This window comes from Pseudomonas sp. NFX1, assembly GCF_051123555.1.
Taxonomy (GTDB): Bacteria; Pseudomonadota; Gammaproteobacteria; order Pseudomonadales; family Pseudomonadaceae; genus Aquipseudomonas; species Aquipseudomonas capeferrum.
This window is the reverse complement of the sequence record NZ_CP169366.1, coordinates 5,863,602-5,885,978: the sequence shown is the minus strand read 5'-3', so window position 1 is coordinate 5,885,978 and position 22,377 is coordinate 5,863,602. Positions and strand designations below refer to the sequence as shown.

The window sequence follows — 22,377 nt, the reverse complement described above, 5'->3', positions numbered from 1 at the left end:
AAACCCACACCAAAGCCGCATATCCCTACGCCACTTTTCTCGCCCTCTTACAAATTTTTCACCTAACCCGGTCAACGTCTAAGCTTCAGACAAGCAAGACGAAAATACCTGGCCGGATTGAAGACTATGGGCGCACTGTGGCAATCGGAACCAACCAGAACGGAAGCACCCGCAACCCCTCCGGCCGAGACGCCACCTGTAAAGTCCCCACGTCAGCGTCGGCTCTGGTGGCGGCTGATCATCCTCATCCTGCTGGTGGCCATCATCGCCCTCGGCTTTGCCGCCTATGACGAATTCCGCACCTCCAACCTGCAATCGCGGGAATTCAGCAAACTGGCCACCACCCTGACCTATTCGCTGCAGCCAGGGCCCAGCGATGCCATCGTCTACCCCGGTGAAGGCCCCTTCGACAAACGCCTGGGCTACAGCGCGCTAGGCGAATTCCTGCCGCGGTTGCTCAAGCGCGACTACCTGATCAGCGAACAGGTAAAGTTCTCGCCAGCGTTGATGGACTACGTCGATCACGGCCTGTTCGCCCCCTATATCGAGAAGATCCAGGCCGGCCTGTCGATCACCGACTGCCGTGGCGACACGCTCTACCAGTACAACTACCCGCAACACCTGTACCCGGACTTTGCGGCGATCCCGCCGGTGATCGTCAACAGCCTGCTGTTTATCGAAAACCGCGACCTGCTCGACACCAAGGACCCGCGCAACAACCCTGCGGTCGACTGGCCGCGCTTCGCCAAGGCGGCCTACAGCCAAGTGGCCAAGTACTTTGCCCTGCCCGGCCAGTCGGCTGGCGGCAGTACCCTGGCGACGCAGCTGGAGAAATACCGCCACTCACCGGACGGCCTGACCGTTTCCGGTGCCGAAAAGATTCGCCAGATGATCTCTGCCAGCGTGCGTGCCTATCAAGGCGGCCCGGACACCACCGAGGCGCGCCAGCGCATCGTGCGTGACTACCTCAACAGCGTGCCGCTTTCGGCGGTGCCGGGCCACGGCGAAGTGCATGGCATGGCTGAGGGCCTGCGGGTGTGGTACGGCGCCGATTTCGACCAGGTCAACCAGGCCCTGACCTCGACCGCCCAAGACCCTGAAAGCCTCGCCGCGCGTGGCCTGGCCCTGCGCCAGGTACTGTCGTTGATGATCGCCCAGCGCCGCCCCTCGCATTACCTGTCCAAAGGCCGGGTCGAACTGGCCGAACTCACCGACTCGCATGTTCGCGTACTCGCCGCCAACCAAGTCATCGACCAGCCGCTGGCCGACGCGGCGCTGGCCAGCAAGGCGGTGTATCGCGACTGGGTGGCGCAACCGACCATCGTTCCGATCATCACCAACAAAGGCATCAGCCTGGCCCGTAATCGCCTGGCGGCCATGCTCAACCGCCCGCTGTACGACCTCGACCGCCTCGACCTGTCGGCCACCAGCACCTTGCAGGCTGACCTGCAAATGCAGGTCAGCCAGTACCTGAAAAACCTCTCCGACCCCGAGTTTGCGGCACAGATCGGGCTGATCGGCGAGCGCCTGCTGACTGCCAAGACCACCGACCAGGTGCGCTACAGCTTCACGCTGTTCGAGCGCACCGAAGACGGCTCGCGGGTGCGGGTGCAGACCGACAGCACCGACCAGCCCTTCGACATCAACGAAGGCAGCAAGCTGGAGTTGGGTTCTACCGCCAAGCTGCGGGTGCTCACCACCTACCTTGAGATCATTGCCGAATTGCACGACAAGTATGCCGGCAAGCCTGCCGCCGAGCTGAAAAAGGTCGAGGTGGCCGAACTGGACCGTATCACCCAGTGGTCGCTGGAATGGCTGATGCAAAACAGCAAAAACCAGAACCTCGATGCGATGCTCGATGCCGCCCTGGAACGCAAATATTCGGCCAATACCGGCGAAGCCTTCTTCACTGGGGGCGGCATGCACGTGTTCAACAACTTCCGCAAGGAAGACAACGGCCGCAACCCGACCCTGAAGATTGCCCTGCGCGAGTCGATCAACCTGCCGTTCATCCGGCTGATGCGCGACGTGGTGCGCTACGTCACCTACCAGCAGCCGTTCAATCGGGTACCGCTGCTCAAGGACGACGCCGACCCACGCCGGCAGGAATACCTGGCCCGTTTCGCCGACAAGGAAGGCACCAACTACCTGATGCGGTTCTGGAAAAAGTACCAGCGCAAGACCTCGCAGCAGCGCCTGGACACCTTCCTCGACAGCATGCGCGTGACCCCACAGCGCCTGGCGGCAGTGCACCGTTACCTGTTCCCCGAAGCCGGCCAGGAAACCTTCAATGCATTTGTGCGCGCCCACAGCAAGGACGACAAGATCGCCCTGGGCAAACTCACCGACGGTCGCCTGTCGGAAATGTACGACGCCTACGGCCCAGGCAAGTACGACTTGCCCGACCAGGGTTACATCGCCAAGGTCCACCCCCTCGACCTGTGGCTGCTCGGCTACCTGCTCAAGCACCCAAGCTCGACGCTGACCGAAATGGTCAATGCCAGCCGCTTCGAACGCCAGGAGGTGTACGGCTGGTTGTTCAAGAGCCGTCACCAGGGCGCCCGCGACAGCCGCATCCGCACCATGGTCGAGATCGAAGCGTTCCTCGACATCCACCAACGCTGGAAGCGCGTGGGCTATCCGTTCGACCACCTGGTGCCGTCACTGGCCACCGCCATCGGCAGCTCGGGCGACCGCCCGGCCGCCCTCTCCGAGCTGGTCGGCATCATCCAGAACGACGGCGTGCGCCTGCCCACGTTGCGCATCGATACCCTGCACTTCGCCGACAACACGCCCTACGAGACCAAGCTGGTGAGTGACCCGGACCGTGGCCAACGGATCTTGCCGGTGGAGGTGGCACGCGCACTCAAAGGGGCCATGTCGCAAGTGGTCGACGCGGGTACCGCGCGGCGTATTTCCGGCAGTTTCAAGCTGCAAGACGGTACGCCGCTGGTGATGGGCGGCAAGACCGGGACTGGCGACAACCGCATCGAAAGCTTCGGCGCTGGCGGCCGCTTGATCGGCTCGCGTTCGCTGAACCGTACCGCCACGTTCGTGTTCTTCCTGGGCGATAACCACTTCGGCACATTGACCGCATTCGTGCCAGGGCGCACGGCGGAAGCCTTCAAATTCACCTCGGCGTTGCCGGTGCAGGTGCTCAAGGGCATGGCACCGATCCTCATGCCGTACCTGCAACCGGGCAACCCGAATGAGTGCAAAGTGCCCCAGGTAGCCGTGCATGGGAATAACCCATCGACTATTTAGTTGATAATCATCTGCATCTAGGGCTTGTCTTTAGATATATCTTGAGTAATATCTTAAGATATATCGCACAAGACGGAGCCCATGATCATGCGCGAGCATTCACCCCACGACCCTTTCGAGCGACGCCCCGGCCGCGGCGAACGCGGCCCACGCGTATTCGCCCCCGGCGACCTCAAGCTGCTGATGCTGGCCTTGCTGGCTGAGCAACCTGGCCACGGTTACGACCTGATCCGCCAGATCGAGAACCAGTTCGACGGCAGCTACAGCCCAAGCCCCGGCGTCATCTACCCGACCCTCAACTTCCTTGAGGAAGCCGAGCTGATCAGCGGCCAGGCCCAAGGCAGCAAACGCCTCTATGTCATCACCGATGCCGGCCGCAACGCCCTGGCCGAACAGGCTGTGGCCCTTGACGGCGTGCGCATGCGCATCGAAGTCAGCAAGCGCGCCCTGCGCGGCCACGACCGCCCACCCGAGATCCACGAGGCGGTCGGCAACCTGCGCCATGCCCTGCACATGCACAGCGGGCGCTGGACACCCGAAGAAATCGAGCGCGTCCGCGACCTGCTCAACACCACTGCCAAGGCCATTGCCTCCGGGCCGGCCAACCCTCTTTCGGAGAACACCCCATGAATGACACCATTCACCGCGTCAACCACGAGATACGCCAACGCCGCCTCGAAGTGCTGCGCGTCACCGACCTGACCCCGCGCATGCGCCGTATCACCCTGGGGGGCGCGGAACTGGAAGGCTTTACCAGCGTCGGCACTGACGACCATGTGAAGCTGCTGTTTGCCGAAACGCCGGAGCAACAGCAAGCGATCGAAGCGCGCAATCTGGGTCGTGAAGGTGGCGCACGCCCCACCATGCGTGAATACACCCCACGGCGTATCGACCTGGTCGGCCATGAGCTGGACCTTGACTTCGTCCTGCACGGTGATGGCCCTGCCTCCACCTGGGCCGCCCAGGCTACACCGGGCCAGTACCTGAACATCGCCGGCCCACGGGCCTCGATGGTGGTACCGGACATCTTCGACAGCTACTTGCTGATCGGTGACGAAACCGCGATTCCTGCAATCGGGCGGCGCCTGGAAGAACTGCCTGCGGGGCGCCAGGTGCTGGCGGTGATCCAGATCGAAGACGAACAGGAGCGCCAGCCGCTGCCGAGCAAGGCACAAGTGGACGTGATCTGGGTACGGCGCCAGGAAGAAGACCTGCTGGCGCTGCTGAAGAACCTGACCTTGCCGCAAGGCAGGCTGTACGGTTGGGTGGCCCTGGAAAAAGCCCTGACCCGCCAGGCCAAGGCACTGTTGCTGGAGAAAGGCGTGCAGGAAGATGCGCTGAAAGCGGCTGCCTACTGGCGCGCCGACGGTACTGCGGACGACGCGTGATGGGCCCGGGTGCAAACAACCTGGCAGTCACCAGAACCCCGCTAAATCAATGATTTAGCGGTTGTTCCATGACAGAGCGGCCGCGCCACCTGTCCAGGCCCAGCAGCACCAGGCCAATCGCCCAGAACCCCGCCAACACCCCCAGCGCATTGAGCATCACCTGCCCATACCCGAGGCTCGCCACGTCGATGAACGGGTAGGCATACACGCCAATCTCACTCCCCCGCCACAGTGCATAGGCAAAATACAGCGCCGGGTACAGCGCCCAGGCCGCCAAGTGCCACAGCCGCAACCTGCCCTTGGGGACGGCAAACCACCAGTACACAACGAACAGCGCAGGCATCACATCGTGCAGCAACTCGTCCGCCAGCCATTGCCAGCCCTCGGGCTGCCACAGGTGGCGCAACAGCACGCTGTAGGCCAGCGCCACCAGCACGATACTGGCCGCTACAGCAGAGCTCACCGACGGCAGCAGAAAGAAGCGCCTGGCGCGCCCCTCCCGGCCGAACGCCGCATAACTCAGCACCGTCGCCACCAGGGTGTTGGTCAACACGGTGAAGTAGCCGAACACGTTGACCAGGCCGCCGATCAGGCTGGCCTGCTCCTGCCAGCGCGCCAGCAATACCAGGTAGACCTGCACGGCCAGGCCGAACCAGCCGAGCACGGCGGCCAGGCTCAGCCACGGGTGGCGCCGCATCTCAGGCGTTGCGCTGCAGCTTCACGTACAGCAGCTCGACCTTCTCCCGCGCCCAAGGGGTCTTGCGCAGAAAAGTCAGGCTCGACTTGATGGTCGGGTTGCTCTTGAAGCAGCGCACGTCGACGCGCTCGGCAAGGCCCTGCCATTGGTAGTGAGCCACCAGCTCGGTGAGGATCTGCTCCAGGGTCTTGCCGTGCAGCGCGTTGTGTTGGGCCGTGCTCATGCCAGTGCTCCAGCGTGGGAAAGGTGCGCACCTTACACGAGTGTAGTGGCCGGGGAACCTCAAGCCGCTTGAAAAACCGCTGGCCAGAGGCAAAACCCTTGTGATGAAATAGCAATGTTATACAGTTACATTACAACAGCCTCTGCCAAGGAACGCCCCATCCCCATGCTGTACATCCCGCTCCGCCTATCCCCCCTCGCCGTCGCACTCTGGCTGGCCTCATCCCCCAGCCAGGCCGTTGAACTCGAACCTCAGGTGATCACCGCCAACCCGCTGGGCAACCGCCAGTTGGCCGCCCCAAGCACGGTGCTCGAAGGCGACGACCTGCTGCAGCAGCAACAAGGCAGCCTCGGTGAAACCCTGAACAAACAGCCCGGTGTCGCCTCTACCTGGTTCGGCCCAGGCGCCAGCCGCCCGGTGATCCGCGGCCTGGACGGCGACCGCATTCGCATTCTGCGCAACGGCGTCGGCGCCCTGGATGCGTCGTCGCTGTCCTACGACCACGCCGTGCCACTCGACCCGGTGACCGTGGAGCGCGTCGAAATCGTCCGCGGCCCCGCCGCCCTGCTGTATGGCGGCAATGCGATCGGCGGGGTGGTCAATACGTTCGACAACCGCATCCCCGATGCGCCCATCGAAGGCATCCACGGCGCTGGCGAGCTGCGTTATGGCGGTGCCGACACCACCCGCAGCAGCGCTGGCAAACTGGAGGCCGGCAACGGCGCCTTCGCCCTGCACCTGGACGCCAACAGCCGCCAGTTCAACGACCTGCGCATCCCCGGCTACGCCCGCAGCTCTAAAATACGTAATGCCGACGAGCCGGGCAGCAAGCACCGCCTGGAGAACAGCGACGGGCGCCAGGACGGCGGTGCGATCGGCGGCGCCTACCACTGGGATCACGGTTATGCCGGCTTGTCCTACAGCCGCTATGACAGCAACTACGGCTCGGTGGCAGAACCCGGCGTACGCCTGGACATGCAACAGGATCACTATGGTTTCGCCTCCGAACTGCGTGACCTGGACGGCCCATTCAGCTCGGTCAAGGTCGATGCCGGTTATACCGACTACGAACACCGCGAGATCGAACAAGGCGAGGTGCACACCACCTTCAAGAACAAGGGATACGAAGCGCGCATCGAGGCACGCCATCAGCCGCTCGGGCCCGTTGAAGGGGTGATCGGCGCCCAGGTCAGCCGCAACGAGTTCTCGGCACTGGGCGAGGAGGCTTTTGTGCCGCAGACCGATACCGACAGCCTGGCGCTGTTCATGCTCGAACAATGGCAGGCCACCGAGCGCCTGAACCTGAGCCTGGGCGCGCGTCTGGAACACACCCGGGTCGACCCAGATGCCAAGGGCAACGAAACCTTTGCCGCCGCAGATAGCGCCAGCAGTTTCAATGCCTTCAGGCTGTCTTCGGGGGCGGTGTATCAACTCGACCCCATATGGTCATTGGCCGCCAACCTGGGCTACACCGAGCGCGCCCCCACCTTCTATGAGCTGTATGCCAACGGTGCGCATGTGGCCACGGGGGCCTTTGAGGTGGGCGATGCCAGCCTGAACAAGGAAAAGGCCATTTCCGGCGACCTGGCCCTGCGCTTCGACAATGGCACCCACAAGGGCAGTGTCGGCGTGTTCTACAGCCACTTTCGCAACTACATTGGCCTGATCGGTACGGGCAACCTGCGTGAAGGCCATGACCACGACCATGGCCAGGATGACCATGATCACGATCACGATCATGACCACGGCGGCTTCCCGGAATACCAGTATCAGGGCGTACGCGCGCGCTTCTATGGCATCGAAGCGCAAGACCGCTGGCAACTGGTGCAGAACCGTTACGGCAGCTTCGCGCTGGAACTGTCCGGCGACTACACCCGGGCCAAGAACCTCGACAGTGGCGAGCCACTGCCGCGTATCGCACCGCTGCGGTTGAACAGCGGCCTGGTCTGGGAGCTGGATCGTTGGCAGGCGCGGGTCGATGTGCAGCATGCCTCGTCGCAACATCGCAAGCCGGGCAATGAGACCAGCACCGATGGCTACACCACGCTGGGCGCCAGCGTGGGCTACCGCTTCGACATCGGGCAAAGCCAGTGGCTGGCGTTCGTGCGGGGTGAAAACCTGACGGACCAGACGGTACGTTATGCCAGTTCGATTCTGCGGGACATCGCGCCAGCGCCTGGGCGCAGTGTGCAAGTCGGGTTGCGTACGTCGTTTTGAAGTCCCCCGGGGGGCGCTTTGCGCCCCTTCGCGGGTCAAACGGTCCCACAGGGTGGGCAAAAGTCAGTGCCGCCTGGGACACTGTTACAAGTTCAACAACAATCAACTGCGACAATTTGTCTTTTTTTCTTACAACTTCCCCTATATCCTCCCCGCCGCAAGCTGAATCGCTTCATCGAATCCACCTTGTTGCCATCTCCATTGACGGGCTCGCCCCTTCGATGCCCTTGCCGTTTGTTCAATAATCAAAAGATAGCGCTATCTCATGTTTCTGCTGCCCAAAAACTGTTACATCGGCCTCGCCTTGACCGCACTCGCCGCCCCCACCAGCGCCAGCGAAATGTTCGCCAGCGATTCCCCCTGGATGCTGGGCGACTGGGGCGGCAGCCGCAGTGAATTGCAGGCCAAAGGTTACGACTTCACCCTCGGCTACACCGGCGAGATGGGCAGCAACCTGCACGGTGGTTACGACCACGATCGCACCGCGCGCTACAGCGACCAGTTCACCTTCGGCAGCCACCTGGACCTGCAGAAGATTTTCGGCTGGAACGACACCGAGTTCCAACTGACCCTCACCGAGCGCCACGGCGACAACATCAGCAACGACCGTATCAACGACCCGCGCGTCGGCGGCTTCACCTCCGCCCAGGAAGTCTGGGGCCGTGGTGAAACCTGGCGGCTCACGCAGCTGTGGGTCAAACAGAAGTATTTCGACGGCGCGCTGGACGTCAAATTCGGCCGCTTCGGTGAAGGTGAAGACTTCAACAGCTTCCCCTGCGACTTCCAGAACCTGGCCTTCTGCGGCTCGCAGGTGGGCAACTGGGTCGGCGGCATCTGGTACAACTGGCCGGTCAGCCAGTGGGCCCTGCGCGTGCGCTACAACCTGGCCGACACCCTGTATGCCCAGGTCGGCGTGTACGAGCAGAACCCCTCCAACCTGGAATCGGGCAACGGCTTCAAGCTCAGCGGCAGCGGCACCCAGGGCGCGATCATGCCGATCGAATTGGTGTGGAGCCCTCGGGTCAATGACCTGAAAGGGGAATATCGCGCCGGCTACTACTACAGTAATGCCAAGGCACAGGATGTGCTCGACGACAGCAACGGCCAGCCGGCCGCCCTCAGTGGCGCCGCCTACCGCAGCCGTTCGAGCAAGCACGGCATGTGGCTCGGCGCCCAGCAGCAGGTTACCTCGCTGGCGTCCGACCAGTCGCGCGGCCTGAGCCTGTTCGCCAACGCCACTTTGCACGACAAGAAGACCAATGCCATCGACAACTATGTTCAGGCAGGACTGGTATACAAAGGGCCCTTCGATGCCCGCGCCAAGGACGACATCGGCTTCGCCCTCGCCCGCGTGCACGTCAACCCGGCCTATCGCAAGAACGCCCGCCTGGCCAACCAGGCCGCCGGCCTCGACGACTACGACAACCCTGGTTTCCTGCCTGTGCAGGACACCGAGTACAGCGCCGAGCTGTACTACGGCATACACCTGGCCGACTGGCTCACGGTGCGCCCCAACCTGCAGTACATCCGCCATCCGGGCGGGGTGTCGCAGGTGGACGGCGCCCTGATCGGCGGCTTGAAGATCCAGAGCAGTTTCTGAACCCACTTTTTGACCTAACGGAGAACCTACGATGAGCACTGACGGTGCCAAGAATGGAACCCGCTGGCTACCGCGCCTTCTGGGCGTGCTGCTGCTGCTGATGGGCCTGGCCCTGCTGGCTGGCGGTATCAAGCTGAGCCAGCTGGGCGGATCGCTGTACTACCTGATCGCAGGCATCGGCTTTGCCTTGTCCGGCATCCTGCTGCTGGCCCAGCGACGCATCGCCCTTGGGCTGTATGGCCTGGTGCTGCTCGGCAGCACGGCCTGGGCATTGCTGGAAGTGGGCCTTGACTGGTGGCAATTGGTGCCGCGCCTGGCCATCTGGTTCGCCATCGGCGTGGTCCTGCTGCTGCCATGGGCGCGTCGCCCGCTGATTGGCCCGGCAGCCAAGGCCAACACCGCGCTGCTCGGCGTCGCAGTGCTCGCCTCTGGCGCCTGTGCCCTGGGCAGCCAGTTCACCCACCCCGGTGAAGTGTTCGGCGAAATCGGCCGCGAGAGCAGCGAGATGGCCAGTGCCGCGCCCGCCATGCCCGATGGCGAATGGCAGGCCTATGGCCGCACCGAGCATGGCGACCGCTACTCGCCACTGCGCCAGATCACCCCGCAGAACGCCTATCGCCTGGAAGAAGCCTGGCGCATCCGTACCGGCGACCTGCCGACCGACAACGACCCGGTGGAGCTGACCAACCAGAACACCCCGTTGAAGGTCAACGGCATGCTCTACGCCTGCACCGCGCACAGCAAGTTGCTGGCCCTGGACCCGGACACCGGCGCGGAAATCTGGCGCTACGACCCTCAGGTCAAGAGCCCGGTCGGCACCTTCAAGGGCTTCGCCCACATGACCTGCCGTGGCGTCTCGTACTATGACGAGAACAACTACGTCAGCCGTGACGGCAGCCCGGCACCGAAAATCACCGACGCCGGCCAGGCCGTCGCCCAGTCCTGCCCGCGCCGCCTGTACCTGCCCACCGCCGACGCCCGCCTGATCGCCATCAACGCCGACAACGGCAAGGTCTGCGAAGGCTTCGCCAACCAGGGCGTGATCGACCTGACCACCGGTATCGGCCCGTTCACCGCTGGTGGCTACTATTCCACTTCGCCTGCGGCGATCACCCGTGATCTGGTGATTATCGGCGGCCATGTTACCGACAACGAGTCGACCAACGAGCCGTCCGGCGTCATCCGCGCCTATGATGTGCACGACGGCCACCTGGTGTGGAACTGGGACAGCAACAACCCGGACGACACCAAGCCACTGGCACCCGGCAAAACGTACAGCCGCAACTCGGCCAACATGTGGTCGATCGCCAGCGTCGATGAAAACCTGGGCATGATCTATCTGCCGCTGGGCAACCAGACCCCAGACCAGTGGGGCGCCGACCGCACCCCGGGCGCCGAGAAGTACAGCGCTGGCGTGGTCGCCCTCGACCTGGCCACCGGCAAGGCCCGCTGGAACTACCAGTTCACCCACCACGACTTGTGGGACATGGACGTCGGCAGCCAGCCGACCCTGGTCCACCTGAAGACCGCCGATGGCGTGAAACCGGCGATCATCGTGCCGACCAAACAGGGCAGCCTGTATGTGCTGGACCGCCGCGACGGCACACCGATCGTGCCGATCCGCGAAATCCCGACGCCACAAGGCGCGGTGAAAGGCGACCACACCTCGCCAACCCAGGCCCGCTCCGACCTCAACCTGCTCGGCCCTGAGCTGACCGAACAGGCCATGTGGGGCGCCACGCCGTTCGACCAGATGCTGTGCCGCATCCAGTTCCGCGAACTGCGTTACGAAGGCCAGTACACCCCGCCGTCCGAGCAGGGGTCGCTGATCTACCCGGGCAACGTCGGCGTGTTCAACTGGGGCAGCGTGTCGGTCGACCCGGTGCGCCAGTTGCTGTTCACCTCGCCCAACTACATGGCGTTCGTGTCGAAGATGGTGCCGCGCGAGCAAGTGGCCGCCGGCAGCAAGCGCGAGAGCGAAACCAGCGGCGTGCAGCCGAACACCGGTGCACCGTATGCCGTGACCATGCACCCGTTCATGTCGCCGCTGGGCGTACCGTGCCAGGCGCCGGCCTGGGGCTATGTGGCGGCCATCGACCTGTTCACCAACAAGGTCGTGTGGAAGCACAAGAACGGCACCACCCGTGACAGCACCCCGGTGCCGATCGGCCTGCCGGTGGGTGTACCGAGCATGGGCGGTTCGATCGTCACCGCTGGCGGCGTCGGCTTCCTCAGCGGCACCCTGGACCAGTACCTGCGTGCCTACGACACCAACAACGGCAAGGAACTGTGGAAAGCCCGCCTGCCGGCCGGCGGCCAGGCCACGCCGATGACCTACAGCGGCAAGGACGGCAAGCAGTATGTGCTGGTGACCGCTGGCGGCCACGGCTCGCTGGGCACCAAGATGGGTGACTACATCATCGCTTACAAACTCGCCGACTAAGCTTCTAGCGGCAAGCTACAAGCCACAAGAGAAAGCGGGGCCTGCATGGCCCCGTTTTTTTTTGGAGCTTGCAGCTTCTAACGCGAAGCTTGAAACCCATCCCCCCGCGCCCCATCTAAGCACCATAGTCATTCACGCAGGTGCACCATGAACGACCAGCAGGATTTCCCGGAACACCCCGACGAACACAGCGAAGTCGAGCATACCGACACCCAGGCCGTTCCCGGCCACGCCCTCGCCCTGCCCGGCCAACAGTTGCCGGACAAGGTCTACGTGATCCCGATTCACAACCGCCCGTTCTTCCCCGCCCAAGTGTTGCCGGTGATCGTCAACGAAGAGCCCTGGGCCGAAACCCTCGACCTGGTGGCCAAGACCCCGGACCAGTGCCTGGCGCTGTTCTTCATGGACACACCGCCCGAAGACCACCGCCATTTCGACACCTCGGCGCTGCCGGAGTACGGCACCTTGGTCAAGGTGCATCATGCCAGCCGTGAAAACGGCAAACTGCAGTTCGTCGCCCAGGGCCTCACCCGCGTGCGCATCCGCACCTGGCTCAAGCACCATCGCCCGCCCTACCTGGTCGAGGTGGAATACCCGCGCCAACCCGCCGAGCCGACCGATGAGGTCAAGGCCTACGGCATGGCGCTGATCAATGCGATCAAAGAGCTGCTGCCGCTGAACCCGCTTTACAGCGAAGAGCTGAAAAACTACCTCAACCGCTTCAGCCCCAACGACCCTTCGCCGCTGACAGACTTTGCCGCAGCCCTTACCTCAGCCACCGGCACCCAGCTGCAGGAAGTGCTCGACTGCGTGCCCATGCTCAAGCGCATGGAAAAGGTGCTGCCAATGCTGCGCAAAGAGGTCGAGGTGGCGCGCCTGCAGAACGAGATCTCGGCCGAGGTCAATCGCCAGATCGGCGAACACCAGCGCGAGTTCTTCCTCAAGGAACAGCTCAAGGTCATCCAGCAAGAGCTGGGCCTGACCAAAGACGACCGCAGCGCCGACCTCGAACAGTTCGAGCAGCGCCTGGAAGGCAAGACCTTGCCCGCGCAGGCCCAGAAGCGCATCGACGAAGAGATGGGCAAGCTGTCGATCCTCGAGACCGGCTCGCCGGAATACGCCGTGACCCGCAACTACCTGGACTGGGCCACCGCCCTGCCGTGGGGCGTTTACGGCAAGGACAAGCTCGACCTCAAGCACGCCCGCAAGGTGCTCGACCAACACCACGCAGGCCTTGACGACATCAAGGAACGCATTCTCGAATTCCTCGCGGTGGGTGCCTGGAAAGGCGAGATCAGCGGCTCGATCGTGCTGCTGGTGGGCCCACCCGGCGTGGGCAAAACGAGTATCGGCAAGTCCATCGCCGAATCGCTCGGCCGGCCGTTCTACCGCTTCAGTGTCGGCGGCATGCGCGACGAAGCGGAAATCAAGGGCCACCGCCGCACCTACATCGGCGCCCAACCGGGCAAGCTGGTGCAGGCGCTGAAAGATGTCGAAGTGATGAACCCGGTCATCATGCTCGACGAGATCGACAAGATGGGCCAGAGCTACCAGGGCGACCCGGCTTCGGCGCTGCTCGAAACCCTCGACCCCGAGCAGAACGTCGACTTCCTTGACCACTACCTCGACCTGCGCCTGGACCTGTCCAAGGTGCTGTTCGTCTGCACCGCCAACACCCTCGACTCGATCCCCGGGCCCTTGCTCGACCGCATGGAAGTGATCCGCCTCTCCGGCTACATCACCGAAGAAAAACTGGCCATCGCCAAGCGCCATCTGTGGCCCAAGCAGTTGGACAAGGCAGGCGTAGCCAAGACCAGCCTGAGCATCAGCGACAGTGCCCTGCGCACCGTGATCGAGGGCTATGCCCGCGAGGCCGGCGTGCGGCAGCTGGAAAAACAACTGGGCAAACTGGTGCGCAAGGCTGTGGTCAAGTTGCTGGAAAACCCCGATACCAAACTCAAGATTGGCAGCAAGGACCTGGAGGCCGCGCTCGGCATGCCGGTGTTCCGCAGCGAACAGGTACTGGCCGGCAAGGGCGTGATCACCGGCCTGGCCTGGACCAGCATGGGCGGCGCCACGCTGCCGATCGAAGCCACCCGCATTCACACCCTCAACCGCGGTTTCAAATTGACTGGCAAACTGGGTGATGTGATGAAGGAATCCGCCGAAATCGCCTACAGCTATGTCAGCTCCAACCTCAAGCAGTTTGGTGGCGACCCAGGCTATTTCAACGAAGCCTTCATCCACCTGCACGTGCCAGAGGGCGCCACGCCCAAGGATGGCCCGAGCGCCGGGGTTACCATGGCCAGCGCCTTGTTGTCGCTGGCACGCGACCAAGCGCCGAAAAAAGGCGTAGCGATGACCGGTGAACTGACCCTCACCGGCCAGGTGCTGCCGATTGGCGGTGTGCGTGAGAAGGTGATTGCCGCCAAGCGACAGAAGATCTTCGAGTTGATCCTGCCTGAGGCCAACCGCGGCGACTTCGAGGAACTGCCCGACTACCTGCGCGAAGGCTTGACGGTGCATTTCGCCAAGCGCTTTGCCGACGTGGCGAAAGTGCTGTTCTGATTCTGTGCAGGCCGCTTCGCGGCGTGAACCGCGAAGCGGCCTTTACCGGTAGGTAGCACAAATCCGCATGTGGTTCGGTTATCCTCAGGCCATCGCCAGCCTTCGGAGCCAAACATGGCCGCCCCTCGTCTGCTCGTTACCCTTAGCCTCGCCCTGCTGACTGCCTGCGCCCAGCAGCCCAGGCAAACCGTCCAACTCGACGCTGAAAGCGAATGCCCCAAGCGCCTGCAGGTCGGTCAGGCGCTGACCCTGACCCTGCCCAGCAACCCCACCACCGGATACCGCTGGTTGGTGCAGAACCCAGCCTCGAATGTACTGCGTAGCCTCGGCCCCGAGGTTTACAGCGCCCCCGAGGACGCCGGTATCGTTGGCAGCGCGGGTATTTCCTCCTGGCGCTTCGAAGCCCGCGCTGCTGGGGAAGGGCATCTGGTGTTGGTCTATCAGCAGCCGTGGGCGCCGGAAGTGCGCCCCGTGCAGACGTTTGATTGTTCAATCAAGGTGAATTGAACGCAATTCAGACCGCTTCGAAACGCCGGCGTAAGGCGAGTAGGTAATCGCGTGCTTGCCCTAACGCAGCCCCAAGTGCTTCTGGTGTAGTGGAAGCACTCAATGCATTGTAATGAACCTGCCATGCATCGGTGAACTTGCCCGCTTCTTCCAACCAGGGTGTGCGGTTCTCGAGCAACTCCGCCACACTGGCAAACTGACCAGCTTCGTGCTCCGCCTTTTCCAGTTGCTGTTGAAGATGATCCAACGTTCTTTGTTGGTCGGCCCGGGCATCGCTAAGTTTCTTCCTGGCCGCAATGACATCGGCGAACCTTCGGCCTTGCTCCAGCAGATCCAGGTGCTTGTTGAGGTTGCTCAAGGCCACCTTGACCAGCTCTGGGTTTACCGTGGGATCTTTGATCGTTTTCAGCACGGTATCTATATCACGTTCCTCTGGAATGGTGTTGCGCAATGCCTTGCGTACAGAAGGCCGACCGATTGTCTGAAACAGATCATCGACCTCTTTCAGCTCTGCCGTCTTGTCGGCGAGTGTTTTCTCGATCTCTGCAATGCAATCCCGCTGATTCACGACATCAGTCTCATGCGCTTGCTTATCTTCTATGACATTCGGTGAGCGGTACCCGCCTACCCGCTCTATCGCCTCGACAACCTCGCTTGCTTCTGCACGCAGGTCTTGGCGGATACGCAGCAATTCTTGTTCATCCTGCGGCGACAGCGCGCCCTCAAGGTCGAGGTTCAATGCGACCAAGCTGCCCACTGCTTTTTCGCGCAGAGCATCATTACCGGCTTCGACCAAGGTGACCAGATCCAGCAAGCGCTCACGCACGGCGGGCAGCATTGCAGTGGACTCACTGTAATAAAGATGTTTAATCCGAGTTTCGATCTGCAGCATGATTTTTACATCGGGCAGTTCATTCATTATCTTATCCATAACAGCAAAGCTCCTTAAGCCCGCAGGGTCTCATTGAACAATTCAGAAAGTTTCTTGGTAATACCTAGAATATCACGCCACGGTGTGATAACCCGTTCAAAGCCAGTGGCAAAGTGCTTAAGATCTAACTGGGTCGACACCCCTTTTACTTTTCTTAGCGAGCTCTTTGCATAGGCCTCCAACAACACCCAAACATCTTCGAGATTTTTGGTCGCCGTACTCACATCCACCAACCTGAATTGCATATCTTTCAAAATAGCTTTGACACCTTCGAGTTGGCTTACCCCTCCCCCCAACAACAGATCTTTAGTGACGGACAGGTCCTCGTGCCGTTTGATCAGCTCGTTTTTTTCGGCCCGTACGATTTCAGCTTGAGCGCCATAGATTCCGCCGGTAACTAAAAGCCCGATCGGCCCGAAAACCAAGCCGTAGAAAGCGGTACCGACAAGGCCATTATACTCTGCAAGTTTCCGCTTAATGTCGTCATCCAGGAGGGCGAGTTCATCTTCTATCGATTTCAGCTTGCCGGCAACATCATGACTTTCGAAGTTACCGATCAAACTTTTGGCCATGGGATCCAAGTTATTGGTAATAGTGTCACCAAAATGGTCAATGAGCTTTTTGACCTGCCGAATACTGTCTAGCTTATCGGCGATATCATCGGTAATGTGCTGCAGATAAGTATCCACACCTTCATTAAATTTCTCAACCTCGGCATCAGAAAGCTTGAGCGCCGCAAGCGCAGCGGGATCTTCTGGCAAAGAATCCCACGAGTCGAGGCTCTTGATGATTGCTATAAGACTGACGCCGTCCCGGATCAGACTCTCAGCAAATACCTGCAGATCAGCCCCCATAGTTTTGCATGAATCTTCAACGCCATCCCAAGTATTTACGTGCGCACGCAGATTACTGAAAAATACATTGACGTCCTCTGCTTCAAGACCGAGAACAGACAGCGCCCCGATTTCTGAAACTTGGGCAGGCGTCGGCAACTGGCGAACCGCATTCTCATAACGCTTGATCGTCCTCAGATTCTCCCGACTAAAAATAAAGGCTGGCTCTTTCTCCTTTAATTTAAATATCTGGCTGGGTATCAGGATTGCCCGTTCCTCTTCCGTCAGCTCTTCAAATGGCTTCTGTTCAGGCTGCGCGTCACTACTTTGAACGAGAGGCACATCTTCTTCGCTACTGTTTCCCATATAAAGCCTCCACGGCGGATATGAAGTATTCCAAGCAAGATTAACCACTCAAACACAGTAGCGCTGGCCGCTGATTACTGAAGTCAGGGCATTGTCGATAACGTGCCGGAAAAGTCGCCATGCAGGGACGGATCAATGAATGGGGGAACACCCTCCTCCACCCTCCCCTCTGCCACTTCGGTCCGATAAATAGGCAGCCGCAGACACTTTTCGCTAGAATATTGCCCCCTCATTACCCACGCCTGAGTCTGCCGTGAGCCAATCCCCCGACCGCCTCTTCGCCCACCCCCTGGAGCAGGTACCCGATTTCGCCTTCAACGAAGACGTGGTGCGCGTATTCCCGGACATGATCAAGCGTTCGGTGCCGGGCTACCCGACCATCGTCGAGAACCTCGGCGTGCTGGCCGCACGCTTCGCTCAGCCGAACAGCACGCTGTACGACCTGGGTGCCTCGCTGGGCGCCGTCACTCAGTCATTGCGCCGCCACGTGCGCAATGACGGTTGCCGGGTGATCGCCGTCGACAACTCCGCGGCGATGGTCGAACGCTGCCGCCAGTACCTCACGGCCCAGGACTCGATGTTCCAGGAGTTGCTGCCAGTCAACGTGCTGGAAGCCGACATCCTCGCCCTGCCCTTCGAGCCGGCCTCGGTGGTGGCGATGAACTTCACCCTGCAGTTCATCGCCCCCGATCAGCGCCTCGAACTGCTTGGCCGTATTCGTCAAGCGCTGTTGCCGGGTGGCGCGTTGATTCTCTCGGAAAAGCTGCACTTTACCGACGACGACGAACAGACCCTGCTCAATGAACTGCACCTGGACTTCAAACGGGCCAACGGCTACAGCGAACTGGAAATTGCCCAGAAGCGCAGCGCCATCGAAAACGTGATGAAGCCAGACACCCTGGAGACCCACAAGGCGCGCCTGCGCGCTGCCGGGTTCTCGAAAGTGGTGCCGTGGTTCCAATGCCTTAATTTCGCCTCGCTGATAGCCCTGCCATGATCGATTTGTCCCCCCTTGTCCGCCGCCTGGCGGGTACGCCCCTGGCTTCCTGGTCGCAAGGCCTGCAAGCACAGCTGGAAGCCAAACTGGAAAAAGGCCACGGCGACCTCGACCGCTGGCGCGGCGCGCTCGACGCCCTGCCCGCCGTGCAACCGAGCGAAATCGACCTGGTCAACGGGCTGCGCCTGGACTGCGACTGCGACGATACGACCCGCGCGCGGATGCGTGAGGCGCTGATGGGCCTGTCGCCCTGGCGCAAAGGGCCGTTCGACCTGTTCGGCGTGCATGTGGACACCGAATGGCGTTCGGACTGGAAATGGTCGCGGGTCAGCCCGCACCTGGACCTCAAGGGCAAGCGCGTACTCGATGTCGGTTGCGGCAATGGTTATTACCAGTGGCGCATGCTCGGCGCCGGTGCCGACATGGTGGTCGGGGTCGACCCCAACTGGCTGTTCTTCTGCCAGTTCCAGGCGGTGCAGCAGTATTTGCCCGATCTGCCGGCCTGGCATTTGCCGTTCGCCCTGGAAGAGCTGCCCGCCAACCTGGAAGGTTTCGACACCGTGTTTTCCATGGGCGTCTTCTACCACCGCCGCTCCCCTATCGAGCACTTGCTGGCGCTCAAGGACTGCCTGGTCAAAGGCGGTGAGCTGGTGCTGGAGACGCTGGTGGTCGAAGGCGATGAGCAACAGGTGCTGGTCCCCGAAGACCGCTACGCACAGATGCGCAACGTCTGGTACCTGCCCTCGGTGCCGGCCCTGGAGCGCTGGTTGCGCCGTGCCGGGTTCAGTGATGTGCGCTGCGTCGACGTCAGCGTCACCAGCATCGACGAACAGCGCAGTACGGAGTGGATGCGCTACCAGTCGCTGAGCGACTTCCTCGACCCGAACGACCACAGCCGCACCATCGAAGGCCTGCCAGCGCCGCGCCGGGCGACGCTGGTAGCGCGCAAATAAAAAAGGCGCCCTACGGGCGCCCGAACATCCCTGCGACGAGGAGCGATGGCGCCGCAGGTGGGTAAAGTCAGTCCTTGGCCACCTCGCGGGCCTTTTGCTGCGCTGTGCGCTCCCGTTCCACCACGGCCTGTTGTTTGTCACCGTGCAGGCGCTGCTGGTCCTGACGGAACGCTTCCCAGAACTGCCGGGAACGCTCGGCGCCGCCTTCGGCATAGGCGCTGACGCTGCCAAAGGCCAGGGTTGCCAACAGCAGGTATTTGATCAGGTTCATCGTGCTTGCCTCGTGGTAACCGTTCAGATGGGGCCATCCTAGCGAGGCGTAGCTAACGCCAAGGTGAGGCGGGCATTACAGTCCTGCAATCTGGCCGGGTGCCCCCCTGCCAGGCAGCGGCATGACGCGCGGATTACAAATCCGTTATCCAGGCAATTCCCCCTCTCTCATGCCGTAACATCCTGCCGCTTGACCCTGATGTCACTACAGGGTCGAGAATCGCCCCCTTTTCACCACTGCGAGCCCCCTATGCGCCTACTGATCATCGAGGACGAGCTGCGTACCGCCGATTACCTGCTGCAAGGCCTGCGCGAGAACGGCTACGTGGTCGACTGTGCCCATACCGGCACCGACGGCCTGCACCTGGCCCGCCAGCAGGCCTATGACCTGGTCATCCTCGACGTCAATTTGCCCGAGCTCGATGGCTGGACCGTACTGCAGCGTCTGCGCGCCGAATCCGCCACGCGCATCATGATGCTGACCGCCCACGGCCGCCTGGCCGACCGGGTCAAAGGGCTGGACCTGGGCGCCGATGACTACTTGCTCAAGCCCTTCGAATTCCCCGAGCTGCTGGCGCGAATCCGCAGCCTGCTGCGCCGCAACGACCAGCAACTGCAACCCAGCACCCTGCGCGTGGCCGACCTGGAGCTGGACCCTGGCCGCCATCGTGCTTACCGCGCAGGGCAGCGCATCGACCTGACCGCCAAGGAGTTCGCCTTGCTGCACCTGCTGATGCGCCAGACCGGCGAGGTGCTGTCACGCACGCAAATCATCTCGTTGGTGTGGGACATGAACTTCGACTGTGACACCAATGTGGTCGAAGTCTCGATCCGCCGCCTGCGGGCGAAGATCGACGACCCCTTCGATGACAAGCTGATCCACACCTTGCGCGGCGTCGGCTACGTACTCGAGGCACGGTTTTGAAGAATGCCAGCCTGTCGCTGCGCCTGGGCCTGAGCGTCACGCTGATGGGGGCGGTGCTGGTGCTGCTGTTGGCCTGCCTGGCCGTGGTTGCCCTGGATCACGAACTGGACAGCCGCGCGCGCAAAGACCTGGCGCGCAAGATGCTGCAGGTCGAGCACAACCTGAGGGTCGACCTGCGCAGCGAAGACCTGGGCAGCCGCGCCCACCCTCTGCTTGACCTGGTGATGGGGCACGACAACCTCAGCCTCAGCGTGCTGGCCCTCGAAGGCCGCCATCCGCACCTGCTCAGCCTGGGGCCGGCACTGGAGTCGCGCGTGGGCGAACTGCAGACTGGTGCGCGCCTGGCCTTCCACGAATGGCGCGACAGCCGTGGCAAGCAGATGCTGACTGCGACACGTCAGATGCGCTTGCGCGACGACACCCCGGTACGGGTGATGATGTCGCTCGACCGCGCCGACGACAACGCACTGCTTCAGGCTTACCTGCGTTCTACCGTGCTGGTCTTGCCTTTGCTGCTGATATTGATCGGCGCTGCTGCATGGTGGCTGGTGCAGCGCGGGCTGGCCCCCCTGCAGCACTTCCGGCGCATTGCCGGGCAGGTATCGGCCCAGGATCTGCAACACCGCTTGCCCGCTACCGGCCTGCCGCAGGAGTTGGCAGCGTTGGCCACAAGCATCAACGTGATGCTCGACCGCCTCGACCAGGGCGTGAGCCAGCTGTCGCAATTTTCCGACGACCTGGCCCATGAGCTGCGCACGCCCTTGAGCAACCTGATGGGCAAGGCCCAGGTTACCCTGAGCCGTGAGCGCGACAATGCCAATTACCGGGAAGTGCTGGAAGACAGTATCGAAGAGCTGACCCGGCTCAACCGCATCATCAACGACATGCTGTTTCTCGCCCAGGTCAGCCAGCCGCAGGCCCAGGTGGCGCTCAAGCCCCTGGCACTGGCGGATGAGACGGCACAGGTGGTCGAGCTGTTCGCCATCAGCGCCGAGTTCAAGGATATCGAACTGCGCATCCGTGGTTGGGGCACGGCATCGGGTGATCGGCTGATGTTCCAGCGTGCCTTGTCGAACCTGTTGAGCAATGCCATTCGGCATGCGCTGCCAGGCAAACCCATAGAGCTGGGTATCGAGCGCCAGGGTGGCGATGTCAGGGTATGGGTTGAGAACCAGGGGGTGGGCATTGCCGCAGAGCATCAGCCGCAGTTGTTCGAGCGTTTTTACCGCGTGGGCGCCGGGCGTTCTCGGCTGGAGGGTGGCACTGGCCTGGGGCTGGCAATTGTGAAATCGATCATGCAATTGCATGGGGGGCGGGTTGAGGTCGTGAGCAGCCCGGCAGGGCCGACCCGGTTCAGTCTGATATTTCCGGGTTAGCGATGGCCCTGGCAATGTCGCCGCGCTCTATGTAGGAGCGGCCTTGCCGGGGCGCTCCTACAAAGGCCCTATGATCAGCGCGACGCCGCTACGATCAGCGCCTTCATCTCCGCCACCGCCGCCTTGAAGCCGACGAACAGCGCATGGGCCACCAACGCATGGCCGATGTTCAGCTCATTGATGCCCTTGATCGCAGCAACCGCCTCGACGTTGTGATAATGCAGGCCGTGGCCGGCATTGACGATCAGCCCCTGGGCCACGCCAAAGGCCACACCGTCAGCGATGCGCTTGAGCTCTTCAGCCACTTCGGTCGGCGTCTGGGCATCGGCGTAACGGCCGGTGTGCAGTTCGATGGCCGGGGCGCCCACGCGGCGTGAAGCTTCGATCTGGCGCTCGTCGGCGTCGATGAACAGCGACACTTCGGCACCGGTGCGCGCCAGGCGCTCGACGGCGGCCTTAATCCGCGCCTCCTGCCCCGCCACGTCCAGGCCGCCTTCGGTGGTCAGCTCCTGACGGGTCTCGGGCACCAGGCAGATGTGTGCCGGGCGAATCTTCTCGGCGAACGCCATCATCTCTTCGGTAACGCCCATCTCGAAGTTCATGCGCGTCTGCAGCACATCCTTGAGCACCACCACGTCGCGTTCCTGAATATGCCGGCGGTCTTCGCGCAGGTGCACGGTGATGCCGTCGGCACCCGCCTCTTCGGCGTCCAGGGCAGCCTTGACCGGGTCAGGGTAACGCGTGCCCCGGGCCTGGCGCAGCGTCGCCACGTGGTCGATGTTTACGCCGAGAAGCATGCGGTTGCTGTGAGTCACGAAA

At 62.2% G+C, this 22,377-nt stretch carries 18 protein-coding genes; 12 read left to right on the top strand and 6 right to left on the bottom strand.

What is annotated here, in order from left to right:
* Positions 1–126: 126 nt before the first annotated feature.
* The 3 genes from DJ563_RS26530 (at position 127) to DJ563_RS26520 (ending at position 4,652) form a co-directional block, all read left to right on the top strand.
* Positions 127–3,264 carry a biosynthetic peptidoglycan transglycosylase gene (locus DJ563_RS26530; RefSeq protein WP_274098514.1) on the top strand — a complete coding sequence of 1,046 codons (3,138 nt, stop codon included), beginning with the start codon at positions 127–129 and terminating at the stop codon, positions 3,262–3,264.
* Between the two features lie 87 nt (positions 3,265–3,351).
* Positions 3,352–3,894 (top strand): PadR family transcriptional regulator, encoded by a 543-nt coding sequence (locus DJ563_RS26525; RefSeq protein WP_434518592.1) that lies wholly within the window; start codon positions 3,352–3,354, stop codon positions 3,892–3,894.
* Complete coding sequence (locus tag DJ563_RS26520; protein WP_434518591.1) at positions 3,891–4,652, top strand: siderophore-interacting protein; 762 nt, start codon at positions 3,891–3,893, stop codon at positions 4,650–4,652. Before DJ563_RS26525 ends, DJ563_RS26520 begins: the two co-directional genes overlap by 4 nt.
* Positions 4,653–4,698: 46 nt before the next feature.
* Here DJ563_RS26520 and DJ563_RS26515 read toward each other — a convergent pair whose 3' ends face one another.
* Both DJ563_RS26515 and DJ563_RS26510 read right to left on the bottom strand, forming a co-directional pair.
* Positions 4,699–5,349 carry a Pr6Pr family membrane protein gene (locus tag DJ563_RS26515; protein ID WP_274098512.1) on the bottom strand — a complete coding sequence of 217 codons (651 nt, stop codon included), beginning with the start codon at positions 5,347–5,349 and terminating at the stop codon, positions 4,699–4,701.
* Between the two features lies 1 nt (position 5,350).
* On the bottom strand, positions 5,351–5,572 hold the full coding sequence (locus DJ563_RS26510; RefSeq protein ID WP_274098511.1) for a VF530 family protein: 222 nt from the start codon (positions 5,570–5,572) through the stop codon (positions 5,351–5,353).
* Positions 5,573–5,737: 165 nt separating this feature from the next.
* Here DJ563_RS26510 and DJ563_RS26505 point away from each other — a divergent pair, with 165 nt between their 5' ends.
* From DJ563_RS26505 to DJ563_RS26485, 5 genes are all read left to right on the top strand, one after another.
* On the top strand, positions 5,738–7,789 hold the full coding sequence (locus DJ563_RS26505; protein ID WP_434518590.1) for a TonB-dependent receptor: 2,052 nt from the start codon (positions 5,738–5,740) through the stop codon (positions 7,787–7,789).
* 265 nt (positions 7,790–8,054) lie between these two features.
* Positions 8,055–9,389, top strand: coding sequence for a carbohydrate porin (locus DJ563_RS26500; protein ID WP_434518589.1), 1,335 nt, complete (start codon positions 8,055–8,057; stop codon positions 9,387–9,389).
* A gap of 31 nt (positions 9,390–9,420) precedes the next feature.
* On the top strand, positions 9,421–11,832 hold the full coding sequence (locus DJ563_RS26495; protein WP_434518588.1) for a glucose/quinate/shikimate family membrane-bound PQQ-dependent dehydrogenase: 2,412 nt from the start codon (positions 9,421–9,423) through the stop codon (positions 11,830–11,832).
* Between the two features lie 147 nt (positions 11,833–11,979).
* Entirely contained in the window at positions 11,980–14,400 is a 2,421-nt protein-coding gene (gene lon / locus DJ563_RS26490; protein WP_434518587.1) for an endopeptidase La, read from the top strand.
* Positions 14,401–14,514: 114 nt separating this feature from the next.
* The gene (locus DJ563_RS26485) at positions 14,515–14,907 is read left to right on the top strand and encodes a protease inhibitor I42 family protein (RefSeq protein ID WP_434518586.1); all 393 of its coding nucleotides are present in this window, start codon (positions 14,515–14,517) and stop codon (positions 14,905–14,907) included.
* A 7-nt stretch (positions 14,908–14,914) separates the two neighbouring features.
* Here the strand turns inward: DJ563_RS26485 and DJ563_RS26480 are convergent, their stop codons facing one another.
* Together DJ563_RS26480 and DJ563_RS26475 are read right to left on the bottom strand one after the other, a co-directional pair.
* Entirely contained in the window at positions 14,915–15,826 is a 912-nt protein-coding gene (locus DJ563_RS26480) for an alpha-xenorhabdolysin family binary toxin subunit B (protein ID WP_434518585.1), read from the bottom strand.
* A 26-nt stretch (positions 15,827–15,852) separates the two neighbouring features.
* Positions 15,853–17,037 (bottom strand): alpha-xenorhabdolysin family binary toxin subunit A, encoded by a 1,185-nt coding sequence (locus DJ563_RS26475; RefSeq protein ID WP_434518584.1) that lies wholly within the window; start codon positions 17,035–17,037, stop codon positions 15,853–15,855.
* A 253-nt stretch (positions 17,038–17,290) separates the two neighbouring features.
* Between DJ563_RS26475 and cmoA the strand changes: the two genes are divergently transcribed.
* Both cmoA and cmoB read left to right on the top strand, forming a co-directional pair.
* Positions 17,291–18,034 carry a carboxy-S-adenosyl-L-methionine synthase CmoA gene (gene cmoA / locus DJ563_RS26470; protein ID WP_434518583.1) on the top strand — a complete coding sequence of 248 codons (744 nt, stop codon included), beginning with the start codon at positions 17,291–17,293 and terminating at the stop codon, positions 18,032–18,034.
* Entirely contained in the window at positions 18,031–18,987 is a 957-nt protein-coding gene (gene cmoB, locus DJ563_RS26465) for a tRNA 5-methoxyuridine(34)/uridine 5-oxyacetic acid(34) synthase CmoB (RefSeq protein ID WP_434518582.1), read from the top strand. Before cmoA ends, cmoB begins: the two co-directional genes overlap by 4 nt.
* A gap of 67 nt (positions 18,988–19,054) precedes the next feature.
* Here cmoB and DJ563_RS26460 read toward each other — a convergent pair whose 3' ends face one another.
* Entirely contained in the window at positions 19,055–19,258 is a 204-nt protein-coding gene (locus DJ563_RS26460; protein WP_033702705.1) for a hypothetical protein, read from the bottom strand.
* A gap of 249 nt (positions 19,259–19,507) precedes the next feature.
* Between DJ563_RS26460 and DJ563_RS26455 the strand changes: the two genes are divergently transcribed.
* Both DJ563_RS26455 and DJ563_RS26450 read left to right on the top strand, forming a co-directional pair.
* Complete coding sequence (locus DJ563_RS26455) at positions 19,508–20,182, top strand: heavy metal response regulator transcription factor (protein WP_033702706.1); 675 nt, start codon at positions 19,508–19,510, stop codon at positions 20,180–20,182.
* A complete protein-coding gene (locus tag DJ563_RS26450; protein ID WP_274098041.1) occupies positions 20,179–21,558 on the top strand; it encodes a heavy metal sensor histidine kinase in 1,380 nt (459 codons plus the stop codon). Before DJ563_RS26455 ends, DJ563_RS26450 begins: the two co-directional genes overlap by 4 nt.
* 74 nt (positions 21,559–21,632) lie before the next feature.
* Here DJ563_RS26450 and pdxJ read toward each other — a convergent pair whose 3' ends face one another.
* Positions 21,633–22,355: a pyridoxine 5'-phosphate synthase gene (gene pdxJ / locus DJ563_RS26445; protein WP_156310258.1), complete on the bottom strand. Its 723-nt coding sequence runs from the start codon at positions 22,353–22,355 to the stop codon at positions 21,633–21,635.
* Positions 22,356–22,377: the final 22 nt, after the last annotated feature.